At 73.2% G+C, this 12,082-nt stretch carries 11 protein-coding genes; 8 read left to right on the top strand and 3 right to left on the bottom strand.

The genetic code is table 11. The annotated features are described in order from the left end of the window. Positions 1-15 precede the first annotated feature (15 nt). Positions 16-213, bottom strand: coding sequence for a hypothetical protein (locus M1E25_RS11270; RefSeq protein WP_251413459.1), 198 nt, complete (start codon positions 211-213; stop codon positions 16-18). Between the two features lie 219 nt (positions 214-432). On the opposite strand from M1E25_RS11270, the gene M1E25_RS11265 reads away from it, so the two are divergent. Then, positions 433-1,575, top strand: coding sequence for a glutathione-independent formaldehyde dehydrogenase (locus M1E25_RS11265; RefSeq protein WP_251413457.1), 1,143 nt, complete (start codon positions 433-435; stop codon positions 1,573-1,575). Positions 1,576-1,660: 85 nt separating this feature from the next. On the opposite strand, the gene M1E25_RS11260 is transcribed toward M1E25_RS11265, so the two are convergent. Further along, positions 1,661-4,351: an FG-GAP-like repeat-containing protein gene (locus M1E25_RS11260; protein ID WP_251413454.1), complete on the bottom strand. Its 2,691-nt coding sequence runs from the start codon at positions 4,349-4,351 to the stop codon at positions 1,661-1,663. A gap of 212 nt (positions 4,352-4,563) precedes the next feature. Between M1E25_RS11260 and M1E25_RS11255 the strand changes: the two genes are divergently transcribed. Further along, entirely contained in the window at positions 4,564-5,832 is a 1,269-nt protein-coding gene (locus M1E25_RS11255) for an ATP-binding protein (RefSeq protein WP_251413452.1), read from the top strand. A 134-nt stretch (positions 5,833-5,966) separates the two neighbouring features. Then, complete coding sequence (locus M1E25_RS11250) at positions 5,967-6,467, top strand: hypothetical protein (protein ID WP_251413450.1); 501 nt, start codon at positions 5,967-5,969, stop codon at positions 6,465-6,467. Positions 6,468-6,534: 67 nt separating this feature from the next. Here the strand turns inward: M1E25_RS11250 and M1E25_RS11245 are convergent, their stop codons facing one another. Then, positions 6,535-7,050, bottom strand: coding sequence for a GNAT family N-acetyltransferase (locus M1E25_RS11245; RefSeq protein ID WP_251413447.1), 516 nt, complete (start codon positions 7,048-7,050; stop codon positions 6,535-6,537). A gap of 240 nt (positions 7,051-7,290) precedes the next feature. Between M1E25_RS11245 and M1E25_RS11240 the strand changes: the two genes are divergently transcribed. The 5 genes from M1E25_RS11240 (at position 7,291) to M1E25_RS11220 (ending at position 11,866) form a co-directional block, all read left to right on the top strand. Then, positions 7,291-7,725: a hypothetical protein gene (locus M1E25_RS11240; protein WP_251413445.1), complete on the top strand. Its 435-nt coding sequence runs from the start codon at positions 7,291-7,293 to the stop codon at positions 7,723-7,725. A 170-nt stretch (positions 7,726-7,895) separates the two neighbouring features. Then, positions 7,896-8,537 carry an RNA polymerase sigma factor gene (locus M1E25_RS11235; RefSeq protein WP_251413443.1) on the top strand — a complete coding sequence of 214 codons (642 nt, stop codon included), beginning with the start codon at positions 7,896-7,898 and terminating at the stop codon, positions 8,535-8,537. Beyond that, complete coding sequence (locus tag M1E25_RS11230) at positions 8,534-9,703, top strand: putative sodium/potassium/calcium exchanger (RefSeq protein ID WP_251413441.1); 1,170 nt, start codon at positions 8,534-8,536, stop codon at positions 9,701-9,703. Before M1E25_RS11235 ends, M1E25_RS11230 begins: the two co-directional genes overlap by 4 nt. Before the next feature lie 514 nt (positions 9,704-10,217). Next, positions 10,218-10,904 (top strand): RNA polymerase sigma factor, encoded by a 687-nt coding sequence (locus M1E25_RS11225; protein WP_251413439.1) that lies wholly within the window; start codon positions 10,218-10,220, stop codon positions 10,902-10,904. Beyond that, positions 10,904-11,866, top strand: a complete 963-nt coding sequence (locus M1E25_RS11220; RefSeq protein ID WP_251413437.1) for a hypothetical protein — start codon at positions 10,904-10,906, stop codon at positions 11,864-11,866. The genes M1E25_RS11225 and M1E25_RS11220 overlap by 1 nt, the downstream gene beginning before the upstream one ends. The last annotated feature ends 216 nt before the right edge of the window (positions 11,867-12,082 follow it).

The raw sequence follows: 12,082 nt of genomic DNA, 5'->3' as shown, positions 1-12,082 counted from the left end.
GGGGGCCGGCCGGCTTCAGCTCTCGGGCAGGGCCTCGCCGTGCGAGGCGTGGCCCTCGGCGAATTCCCACCAGGTCAGCGGGAGCCAGTCGCCGCCCACGAAGGCGTCCACGGATGCTCCGCGGCCGCTGATGGCCACCGGCGTGCCCGCGGGGTACGTCTTACCGGACAGGCCGGGCACCGGCACGAGCAGGGTGCCGAATCGCTGGGTCATGTTTCCCTCCCCGTCTTCGGGTACTCGGTAGGCGTCAGTATTCGCCCCACCGTAGTCGGTTTGCCCGAATACCCCCAGAAGGGGCGACTGAGAGATGGGACACCCGGGACGGGCGGGTGTGTGGCGGTGCCTCCGTCGCGCAGCCCCTGCGGTCACGTCCGGTAGCGGCGCGTTTCCTCCCGGGGCCAGCGAACGAGTTTCGCCGACGGGAGGTACGCCATGAAGGCCGTTGTCTACCAAGGACCGTTCGAGGTTGCGGTGGAAGAGGTCGAGAAGCCCCGCACCCAGCACCCCAACGACGTGATCGTCCGCGTGACGTCGTCCGCGATATGCGGATCCGACCTGCACATGTACGAGGGGCGTACTGCCGCGGAGCCGGGCATCGTCTTCGGCCACGAGAACATGGGCATCATCGAGGAGTGCGGCGACGGGGTCACGTCCCTCAAGGCCGGCGACCGGGTCGTCATGCCGTTCAACGTCGCCTGCGGGTTCTGCAAGAACTGCAGCACGGGCTTCACCGGCTTCTGCACGACCGTGAACCCGGGATTCGCCGGCGGTGCCTACGGCTACGTCGCGATGGGGCCGTGGACCGGCGGTCAGGCGGAGTACCTGCGGGTGCCCTACGCCGACTTCAACTGCCTGAAACTCCCGGAGGGCCGCGAGCACGAGTCGGACTTCATCCTGCTCGCCGACATCTTCCCCACCGGGTACCACGGCTGCGAGCTCGCCGACGTCCGGCCCGGTGAGAGCGTCTGCGTGTACGGTGCCGGGCCGGTCGGTCTGATGGCCGCCTACTCCGCCATGCTGCGCGGGGCGTCGAAGGTCTTCGTCGTCGACCGGGTCACCGAGCGGCTGCAGAAGGCCGCGGAGATCGGCTGCATCCCGGTCAACTTCGCCGAGGGCAACCCGGTCGAGCAGATCAAGGAACAGACGGGTGGCCAGGGCTCCGACAAGGGCGTCGACGCCGTCGGCTACCAGGCGCAGGCGCGCGGCGGGGAGGGCCGCGAGGAACCCGCGGCAGTGCTCAACTCGCTGATCCAGACCGTCCGGCCGACCGGTGCGCTGGGCATCCCGGGCCTGTACGTACCGGCCGACCCCGGGGGGCCCGACGAGCAGGCCAAGCGCGGCCAGCTCATGGTCTCCATCGGCAAGCTCTTCGAGAAGGGCCTGCGGCTGGGCACCGGGCAGTGCAACGTCAAGCGCTACAACCGGCAGCTGCGCGACATGATCATCGAGGGGCGCGCCAGGCCGAGCTTCGTCGTCTCCCACGAGCTGTCGCTGGCGGACGCCCCGATGGCGTACGAGAAGTTCGACAAGCGCATCGAGGGCTTCACCAAGGTGGTGCTGCACCCGCAGGCGTAGCGGGGTCCCCGGCGCAGGGAGCAGCCCGGACGGCCGGGACCCACGAAACGGGTCCCGGCCGTCCGGCCGCCGTCGGTGCGGCAGGTCAGGGCAGCAGTACCCCGCCCAGCGCAGCGCCCGTGGGGGTGCTGACGTCGTCGGGGTTGTAGTACACGGCGCCGGAGACGGAGACGCCCGAACTGCCGCTGTCCAGTTGCAGGACGGTTCCGTCGCCCGCGTTCTCGCCGTCGGCACCGATGGCGAGGTCGGCCCGGCTCCAGCCGGACAGGTCGTGCAGGACGACTGCCGAACCCAACCGGTCACCGGACTCGGAGGCGCCGGGGATGCCCGAGGTGTCCTGGTTGAACGCCTGGGCGCCGGTGCCCGTCAGGCCGCTCGCGGTGCCGCGCATCAGCAGTGCCGCGCCCGCGTCCGTCCGGCTCGTTCCGCTGCGGGTGAGGTCCTCGCGGGGCAGGCCGGCCAGCACGTCGGCGTAACCGTCGAGGTCGAAGTCGCCGACGGAGACGGACATGCCCATCGCGTCGCCGGCCTCGGCCGCACCGGGGACGCCGGAGGTGCTCTGGTGGATCGTGGTGCGTCCGGTGGTGGTGAGGCCCGCGGACGAGCCGTACAACGCCGTCACCTGGCCGCCGCTGTGGGCGTCGGACTCGGCGGTGTACGGCTGGCCGACCACGGCGTCCGCGTACCCGTCGGCGTCGATGTCGCCGACGGCCACCGAACGGCCGCCCTTGACGCCCAGGATGCCGACCCGCTTGAGCCCGGTCGCCGAGCCCTTCAGGACCAGCACGCGGCCGGTCCCGTCGGGGTCGCGGAAGTTGACGACGACGTCGGTGTAGCCGTCCCGGTCGAAGTCACCGGTGGCGGAGTCGGCGGAGGACACCGCACCGATGTACGCGCCCGAGCCGAGGTAACCCGACGTGGCCGCCGCGGACTTGCCGTCGAACGACCACCAGCGCCCCGGCTTGCCGGGGGCGACCGCGAACACGTCGGCGTGGCCGTCGCTGTTGAAGTCGCCGGTGGCGACGGACGATCCGAGCTTCTCGCCGCCGGTGTGCCCCGGGATCTCGTAGAACGACCCGGTGTCGAGCCCCGGCCCCCGCAGCACCGTGACCATGCCGGTGTCGGTGGAGGTGGAGAGGTTCTCGCCGGGGGCGCCGACGACGAGGTCGGCGTAACCGTCGTTGTCGAGGTCGCCCCAGGCCGTGTCGGCGCCGAAGCCGTCGCCGGACTCGGACCCGCCGGGAACGCCCGGGCTGTTCTGCGTGAGCACGCGCGTCGCGGCGGCCACGGGGCCGTCCGTTCCGCCGGGCACGACCGAGAGGGCCCCGGCGCCGTTGGAGACCGACGGGGTGCCCGCGACGAGATCGTCGATGCCGTTCCGGTCGACGTCGGCCGTGGCGGCCGCGGCGTTCACGGCCTTGCTGGAGGCGAAGCGACGGATCTCCGGCAGCTTCGCGTACAGGTTGTCGCCCGGGCACTCGGTGGCGAACCCGTCGCGGTGGCCGGAGACGGTCTTCAGCGTCGCCTGGTCGCCGGTGTTCCACACGCCGGTGTCGCCGGCCGCGGTCAGCGTCACCTCGCCGGACGGGTCGCCGCCGTACTGGCCGAGTTTCCACGCGGCGACGCGGGCGACCGCTTCGAGCGCCTGCCGGGTGGGCTTCCCGGCGCCGCTCTGGAAGTCGCCGAGGACGGCGATGCCCGCGGAGTCGCTGTTGAACCCGTAGGTGTGCGCGCCCTTGACCGGCAGGTCGACGCCGCCGGCGCGGCCCTCGAAGACCGTGCCGCACTTGTCGACGAGGAAGTTGTAGCCGAGGTCGTTCCAGCCGTTCGTCTCGACGTGGTACTCGAAGATGCCGCGGGCCAGGGCGGGGGAGTCGGCGCAGCTGTAGTTGTTGGTGCCGACCGTGTGGTGGACGAACACCGCCTTGACGGCCTCGATGTACTCCGGCGGGTCGTCGACCCTCGACTCGTCGGCGCCCCACTGCGCGCGGCTGACGATCGGCGGCCGGGTCACCGTCGACGGCGGGGCCGGAGGCACGGTCGGGGTCGGGGAGGCCGTCTCGGACGGCGAGCTCGTGACGGTTTCCGACGGCGTGGCCGTGGCGGTGTCCGTCGGCGCGGCGGAAGCGGTGGGCGCCGGCGTCGTGGTGTCGCCCGGTGTCGCCGTGGGCGTCTCGGAGGTGGCCGCCACCGGCGCTGCCTCGAAGGAGCCGCCGGGGAGGGCCCCGGTGGCGAGGTGGTTCCGGGAGGCGGTACGGGCCTCCCGCGCGGTCACCCCGGGGTCGACGAGGTCCAGGCGCAGCCCCTTGGGCAGGCCGGACGTGCTGCCGTCGGCAGCGGCGACGCGGGCCTGGACGGCGTCGGAGGGGCCGACCCACAGCGGGTCGGACACGCCGCGCATGTTCTTGGAAACCCGGTCGGGCAGGTGCTGGTCGAGGTCGAGTTCGCGCCAACCGGTCCATTCGCCGGTCTCGGTGTTGTGCGTGCGTATCTCGGCGGTGCCGTGCAGGCGCTTCGTGGCGCCCTGCCAGGACACGCCCAGCATGCTGAAGAGCTCGGTCTCGGTGCGCGGCAGCTGCCGCTTCGTGCTGCCGGTGCCCTCTAGCGGAAGGCTGCGCACCTTCGCCGGACGGGCTTCGGTCCCCCGGCCGTCCGGCTGGGCGGCGACGGCGACCGTGACGGCCCCGGCGCCGCCGAGGACGACCGCCCCGAGTGTCAGCCAGGTCCGGCGTTTCAGGCTGAGCGGTCTGTAGGCGTGTGTGGATCGTGGACTCAAGGTCCCCCCAGATCTGCGGTATTGGCGCCGCTCGCGCAGGCGAGCGTCCTGTTCTACCCAGCGCGGGGGTGTCCTGAAACGTCACTCCACCGGCTGCATGACCCTTCATAGCACTTTCATCAGGGACATCAGCCCCATGTCATTCCGAGTCGTGCCGTACGGGCGCTGCCCTGATGATGGGGAGGAAGCGAGTGTGCGGGAGGCCGTCGGTCATGCCCGAGTGGCACATCAGGGATTTCACGCTGGACGATCTGGAGGCCGTCGTCCGGTTGGACACGGAGAGCCGGACCACCGACGAGCCGCCGATCTTCCGCCTCTCCGACGTCGTGGCCGCGCTCCAGGCGGAGCACCCGGCAGTCGTCGCCCTGGTCGACGACGTCGTGGTGGGCGCGTCGGTGAGCCGGATCGACGCCGACCGGGCGTGGATCCTGCGCATCGGTCTGCTGCCGTCGTGGCGGAACATGGGCCTGGGCAGCGCCTTGCTGAGCGCACTGGAGCAGCGGCTGGCCGCGGCCGGCGTGCGGACGCTGGCGACTGTCCTCCCGGAGGGCGAGACCGGCGTCAAGGCGCTGCGGAACTCGGGGTTCGGCACCCGCAGCGGACTGGTGTTCTTCGAGAAGACGGAGCCGGTGACGCCGCACGAAGCGGACCTGCTCTCGGATCTCGGAGCCGAACGGCCCCACGAGGGGCTCTGGAACCGGGTCTCCGGGATGGCGGCGGAGAAGGCGCTCATCGAGCGGCGCCTCGTCCTGCCGCTGGCCCATCCGGAGCTCGCCGAGCAGCACGGTGTCGAACTGCCGCGCGCCGTGGTGCTGTTCGGACCTCCGGGCACCGGCAAGTCCACGTTCGCGCGGGCCGCTGCCGGCCGGCTCGGCTGGCCGCTGGTCGAATTGTTCCCGGCTCGTCTCGCCGTCGGGGACGGCTTGGCGACGGGGCTGAGCCGCCGGTTCGAGGAGATCTCCCGGCTCGACCACGTGCTGGTGTTCATCGACGAGGTCGAGGAGGTCGCCGGCGAGCGCCGGAAGGGCGACCCCTTGTCCCTCGGTGTCGTCAACGAACTGCTGAAGGCGATCGTCCGGTTCCGCGAGCGCGACGACCGGCTGCTGGTGTGCGCCACCAACGACGTGAGCGCGCTCGATCCGGCGTTCCTGCGGCACGGCCGCTTCGACTACGTGCTTCCCATCGGTCCTCCCGACCAGGCCGCGAGGGCCGCCCTGTGGAGGAGCTTCCTGGACCGGGCGGGGGCAGAGGCCGACGCCGAAGTGCTCGCCGCCGCCAGCGACGGATTCACTCCGGCGGACATCGGGCAGGCCGCGCGCACCGTTGCCCAGGCCATGTTCGAGCGCACCGTCGACACCGGCCGGCGGGCCCACCCCGCGACGGGGGACTACCTGCGGACGATCCGCCACACCCGGCCCACCGTCAGCGCGCTGATGGCGCAGGAGTTCGCCGAGCAGACGACGCGGTTCGCCCGGACCTGACCGCCTCGCCGGGTCTCCCGACGGCCCCGGAAAGCCGGTGCGGGGAGAGCGGGTCCTCCGGGGCGGGACGCAGAACGGCAGGCAGGCGATAGCGTCTGCACCGCCCTGCCGGACTCACGCCCTTGGAGAGCACGTTGAGCTGGGACCTGCTCCTGATGCCCGTACCCGACGAGAACGCAGTGTTCGACGAGTTGCCGGAGGACGGCGAAGGGCCGTCCCTCGGCCGGCGCGCCCAGGTGCTGGCCGCGTTGGCCGGGACGATGCCGGACGCCGACCTCTCCGACCCCGCCTGGGGCGTGCTGGAGGGCCCGACCTGGTCGCTGGAGATCAACGTCAGTGACTCGGACCCGGTGGAGGCGATCATGCTCCAGGTGCACGGCACCGGCGACGACGTGCTGACCGTCGTGCACCGGCTGGCCGGGGCCGTCGGCGGCGTCGTCATGGACTGCGTGGCCGACGAACTGCTCGTGGAGGGCGAGACCGCCGGCTGGCACGGCTTCCAACGGCAGCGCGATGCGTCGCTCGACTCGGCCGCAGGCAGCGACGGGTACGGGAAGGCGTCGCTGACGCTGGGCGCCGCCGACTCGCTGGAGGACGCCTTCGGCTGGCAGTCCGCACCGAGCGACCTGCGCTGAGCGGCCTGTACCGACCCGCGGTCGTCCCGCGGAGCCCGGCACCGGCACCCCCGGCGGGGGCCGGTGCTCAGAGGCCGTCGAACGGCGGCGCGTAACGGAACGTGCCGCGGATCGCCGGCGCGTGGCCGGTCAGGGTGCGGACCTGGAAGTGCGCAGCCCAGCGGGGATCCGGCGGCGCGACGCCCGCCTCTGCGCTCGGCCGGAAGTCGAAGCGCCCGTAGTAGGCGGGGCTGCCGAGCACGGCGACGAGCGGCTCGCCGAGCGCGTCGGCCGCGCCCAGCACCGCGTGGACGAGTGCGCCGCCCGTCCCCCGGCCCTGGTGGCCCGGGGACACCGCGAGCGGCGCGAGGCCGAGGGCCGGGACGTCGTCGACGTGCCCGCGGGTGCACAGCACATGCCCGACGAGCTGTCCCCGTTCGCCGACGGCCACCAGGGACAGCTCGGGCAGCCAGGCGCCGGAGCCGCGCAGCCGGCCGACGAGTGCGGCCTCGTCCGGTTCCGGGACGTCCGGCGCGGCGAAGGCCGCCGCGATCACGGCGTGCACGGACGGGATGTCGGCCGGTGTTTCGCGTCTGATCAGCACGGTCGCAAGTCTCCCTCCGCCCGTCGAGGGGCCGCAACGGGTCGGCCTGCGGGGCCGCGCCTTCCGGGTGCCGGACCGGGATCCGGGACGACCCGCCCGCCGGCGTCCGTTGATCCGCGGATGCGGGTGACACTTGGTGAGGTTGCTGCGCTCTGTGTGGCGGGGGAGGGGACCGCTCCCCTCGGGGGAGCGGGCGCTCTGCTGCCCCCGGGTCCTGCGAGCCGGAGGTTTGCACGGGGAATGCATGAGCAACCGAGGCGGCTGCCCAAGGCCGGTCAGATGCGGAGCTATACGGCGGGTGTGGTCAGGACACTGACCGAACAGCACCGGTTGCCGCTCGACTACTCGGTCGCCAGCCTGCACATCGTGGATTTCGTCGTGGACGGGCTGCGACGCGACCAGCCGGAGAAGACCCAGGTCGCCGAGACGCTCTTCGGACTCGGCGCCTATGTGGGCGAGGTGATCGTGCGCCGCACCCATGCCGAGTGGGTGGACCTCAGGGACGACGAGGGGCGGTTGTTCCGCCAGCCGGTGGGCATCAGGATGTCCACCGGGCGGGTCTGGAACCCGCTGGGCCGGGTGGTGAACCGCTTCCTGGTCGGGCCCGAGGAATCAATACACGGGTTCTTTCTGCTGGTTCAGGCGCCGGAGCGCCGTTCGCACGACACCCCGTGAAGCGGACCCGCGCGAAACGTGACCGCTTCGTGGGGAGTTGATCACGAGATGTCGAACGGGGGTTGACACCGGGTAAGGAGTGGAATCGTATTCTGGGCGGGGTCTCGGGCCCGGGGGGACATGGGCACGATGAGCGGTGCCGTATCCGGTACGAAGAGGACGGCGTGGGCATGCAGGGGGACCGCCGACGTGCGCCGGACGGAAACGACGGCGGGATAGGTGCGGCCGTCGAGCGGGCACAGAACGGTGACGAAACGGCGTTCGCCATTCTCTACCGCGCCCTGCACCCCAGGCTGCTGGGGTACGTGCACGGGCTCGTGGGGGACGACGCCGAGGACGTCGTGGCCGAAGCGTGGCTGGAGATCGCCCGCGACATCGGACGGTTCCACGGCGACGGCAAGGGCTTTCGCGGCTGGACCGCGACGATCGCCCGGCACCGGGCCCTCGACCACCTCCGACGGCAGAACAGCCGCCCCCGGACCACCTTGCTGGAGCAGGACCTGCTGGAACTGCCGAGCGCCCACGACACCGAGAGCCAGGCGCTCGAGACGCTGTCGACCGAACAGGCTCTCGAGTTGGTCGCCGCGCTGCCCCGCGACCAGGCGGAGGCGGTCCTGCTGCGGGTCGTCGTCGGGCTGGACGGCCCGGACGCCGCGCGGGTCCTGGGCAAGCGGCCGGGCGCCGTCCGCACCGCTTCGTACCGCGGGCTGAAGCGGCTGGCCCGGCAACTCCGCACGCGCAACGGGGCGTCGGGCACGGCCGGGCCAACCGTGACGTCTTCGGCCCCTCGTACGCTGGAAGAGTTGGGATGACCGACAACCGAGAAGCAGAGAGCCGGAGGCCGGCCGGCCGCAGTCTGAACCGCAGGCGTGCGGAGGAACTGCTCGGCGGCCGACGTCCGCGGCCGTCGGCGGCCGGTGCCGCCGAGTCGGACGACGTCGCCGCCCTTGCGCGGCTCCTCGCCGCTGCCGCCGGTCCCCCCGCAGGGGACACCGCCGGGGCCCGGGCGCGGCAGGAGGAGGCGCTGGCGGCCTTCCGTGCCGCGCGGGAAGCGGGGGAGCATGCCGGGGTGGCTCGGCGGCAGGACGACTGGAGCCGGCGGCGGAGCGTCGCGAAGGCACCGTGGACGATGGGGAGTTTCCCGTCGGGCGTCCGGTCAGCACGGGCGGCCGTAGGCGCCGTGGTGGCCGCGGTGGCCCTGTGCGGGGTCGCGGTGGCCGCAGGGACCGGGGCCCTGCCGATGCCGCCGGGGCCTCTCCGGCCCGGTGCCGTGGAGCCGGGGGAACTGCCGGTCACCCCGTCCGGGATCGTCACGTCGGTTCCCTCGGGGAGCTCCTCCCACGGCGCACCGGGACGCAACGCGCCGCCCCCCGCCGAGGGCGACCCGCGGACGGTCGCCACCCGGGAGATCGAGGCCCTGTGCCGCGACTACGAGCACGCCCTGCGGGCGGGCCAGGTGCCCGACGTCGACACCCTCGTGAGGCTTGCGTACGAGGCGGGCGAGGACGAGAGCGTGTCCGAGTACTGCGAGCGGCTGCCCGGCACGGGGAAGGGGAAGCCGGGCGAGGGGAAGGCCGAGGGCAAGGAGCCGGACGAGAAGAAGACCGGTGGGACCGAGCCCGACAAGGACGGGCCCGGGAAGCCCGGTGAGGATTCCGACGAGCAACGATCCGGATCCGGGAGCCCCGGCACGCCGGCGCCGGAGAGCACCAACCGGGGGAGCACCGGCAACGGCCAGGACAACGGCACCGGCAACGGCCGGAACAACGGCAACGGCACCGGCAAGGGGCAGGGTTCCGAGGACAGCGGCCAGGACGGCACCGGATCCGGCGAGACGACACCGGACGAGAGCGGCAGCCCCGATGCTCCCGGCGAACCGGATGATTCCGGGACGGACGCCAACGAAGGCTCCGGAAGCGGAACTTCACCGGACGAACCGGAACCCGAAGCCTCCGGCACGCCCTCGCCCACGTCCTGACACTCCCGCCGGGGCCGGTCCCGCGTACCGGTCCCGGGAAGCAGACCCTGCCTGCCGGGACCGATCCGTGAGCCGTACCGCCGCCGGCCGCCGTGCGCCCGTCGGGGGAACCGCGCGGCGGCGGGCCGGCACTCCGGCGCGACAACACCGCAGCGGAACACGGCGGCCCCGCAGCGAAGAGGACGGCCGGGGTCGCCACCCCCCACAGGAGAGACCCCGGCCGTCGGTATCGGGGGCCCGTTGCGGGCCCGTACTCCTAACAGCGCCGCCCGCGGGGTTTGTGTCACACCCTTGTCATGGTCGTCCGCCGGGCCCCTGGGAGCGTGGACTCGGACGGGGCCCTGCGGCTAGCGTTCCCGTCCGTGCCGGTGGGCGACGCGGCCGCCGGGCCATTGGAACGGACGCGCGGAGCGGCGGAGCATCTGGGGGCGCGCACCGTGGGGGCGAGCGCAGACCGGATCGTAGGGCTCCCCCCATGTCGGAAGGCCGGAGGACCGTGGGGCAGGATGAAAGCGTGCTGGGGGAAGACGCCGAGCTGACGTCCGCGGTGCACGCCGCCCAGGACGGGGACGAGACCGCGTTCCGTACCGTCTACCGGGCTGTGCACCCGCGGCTGCTCGGCTATGTCCGGACGCTTGTCGGCGAGACCGACGCGGAGGACGTGACCTCCGAGGCGTGGCTCCAGATAGCCCGCGACCTCGGAAAGTTCAGCGGCGACGCCGACCGCTTCCGTGGCTGGGCCGCGCGGATCGCCCGGAACCGGGCCCTGGACCACATCCGCATGCGCGGCCGCAGGCCCGCCGTCAGTGGTGACGAGACCGAACTCGCCGACCGTGCGGGGAACTCGGACACGGTGGGGGAGGCGCTGGAGGCGCTCGGCACGGGGCGCACCCTGCGCCTGATCGCGGAACTGCCCCAGGACCAGGCGGAGGCGGTGGTGCTGCGGGTCGTCGTCGGGCTCGACGCGAAGAGCGCCGCCAAGGTGCTCGGCAAGCGTCCCGGCGCGGTCCGGACGGCCGCCCACCGCGGCCTGCGGAGGCTCGCGGAACTCCTCGAGCCGGCCCCCGGCGGGGCGGACCCGGCGGGCGGCCCGGTTACCGACGGGTTCGACGGGATTCCCGAGCGGTTCGGATACCGCCCGCGTGCGGTTGCCCCGGCTGGTGTGACGGAAACGTGCGTGTGGACGCAGAAGGACATGTGATGGCCGACAACCGGTACAGCTGGCTGGACGCAACCGCCGCGGAGCATTTGCTGCGCGGCGAGACGGCCGATGCTCTCGCCGCCGTCGGCACCGCGGACGCGCGGGCCCGGGAACAGGCCGTCGAACTCGCCGCCACGATGGAGGCGATGGCGGAACTCCCTGCTGTCGTCCTGGCCCCCGACGGCGAACTGGCCGGCGAGGCCGAGGCGATGCGGGCCTTCCGCAGCTCCCGGTCCGGACAGGCCGGGGCGCGCCGCCGCTCCCACCGCGCCGGCGGGGGGTCGTGGCCGGGCCGGCCGCTGTGGGCCGGACTCGGGGTGGCCTTCTCGGCGGCGCTGCTGGGCGGTGCTGCCATCGCGTCCGGAGCGCTGCCGAAGCCCTTCGGGGAGGCCCCCGCGCCCTTGCCCGCCACCAGCGTCTCAGCCGTCGGAACACCCAGCGGCACCGGGCAGGTGCCCGCCGCCTCGGAGCAGCCCCCGCACGGCAAGCGGCACGGCAGGTCCGGCGAGCACCCGGGACACGACGGTTCGTCCCGGCGCGGCGGCGCCGGCCCCTCGGGGAAGTCCGGCGAGCAGGGGGACGGCAAGGGCGCCGAGCCGCAGCCCACCGCGTCCGGCGACAGCGGCACGGTGGACGCGGACGTCTGCCGCAAGTACCGCGACGGAACCCTCTCCGAGGAGCAGAAGCGCCGGGTCGAGGAGGCCGCGGGAGGTCCCGAGGCGCTCGACCGCAAGTGCGACGCGCTGCTCGGGGTGGCCGGGCGCCGGACGGACGACGGTGTCGGCGGCCCGGAGAACGGCGTGAGCAAGGGCACCGAGAACACCACCGATCCCGCGCCCACCATCGGATCCGCGCCCGGTCCCACCACCGCACCCACGTCCGCGCCGACCGGCGGGACGGACCTGTCCTCGTCGGTCGACACCCTCGAACTCGGGTCCGACCCGCTCGCGCTCGGGTCCTGACGGTCCGCCGGGTCCGTGCGGCAGTCGGCCGGAGGGGCTCCGCGGGCGGGGGTGTGACATTTTTCGAGCCGCCGTCGCAGTACTGAGTGCCGACTGGTCATCGGCCGCGCACGAGCCGGGGTTCCCCCCGTACCAACCGGCTCTGCGCAATCGGCGCGGGCGGGAACGTTCCCCCGGTCCCGCCCGCGCCCCCGCACCTCCCGGATTCCCGGACCT

Source organism: Streptomyces meridianus (assembly GCF_023703325.1).
GTDB lineage: Bacteria > Actinomycetota > Actinomycetes > Streptomycetales > Streptomycetaceae > Streptomyces > Streptomyces meridianus.
This window is presented reverse-complemented; position numbering and strand designations above follow the sequence as displayed.

Coding starts and splice junctions, on each gene's coding strand:
- M1E25_RS11270 (WP_251413459.1), bottom strand. CDS start 213: ATGACCCAGCGATTCGGCACCCTGCTCGTGCCGGTGCCCGGCCTGTCC.
- M1E25_RS11265 (WP_251413457.1), top strand. CDS start 433: ATGAAGGCCGTTGTCTACCAAGGACCGTTCGAGGTTGCGGTGGAAGAG.
- M1E25_RS11255 (WP_251413452.1), top strand. CDS start 4,564: ATGCCCGAGTGGCACATCAGGGATTTCACGCTGGACGATCTGGAGGCC.
- M1E25_RS11240 (WP_251413445.1), top strand. CDS start 7,291: ATGCATGAGCAACCGAGGCGGCTGCCCAAGGCCGGTCAGATGCGGAGC.
- M1E25_RS11235 (WP_251413443.1), top strand. CDS start 7,896: ATGCAGGGGGACCGCCGACGTGCGCCGGACGGAAACGACGGCGGGATA.
- M1E25_RS11230 (WP_251413441.1), top strand. CDS start 8,534: ATGACCGACAACCGAGAAGCAGAGAGCCGGAGGCCGGCCGGCCGCAGT.
- M1E25_RS11220 (WP_251413437.1), top strand. CDS start 10,904: ATGGCCGACAACCGGTACAGCTGGCTGGACGCAACCGCCGCGGAGCAT.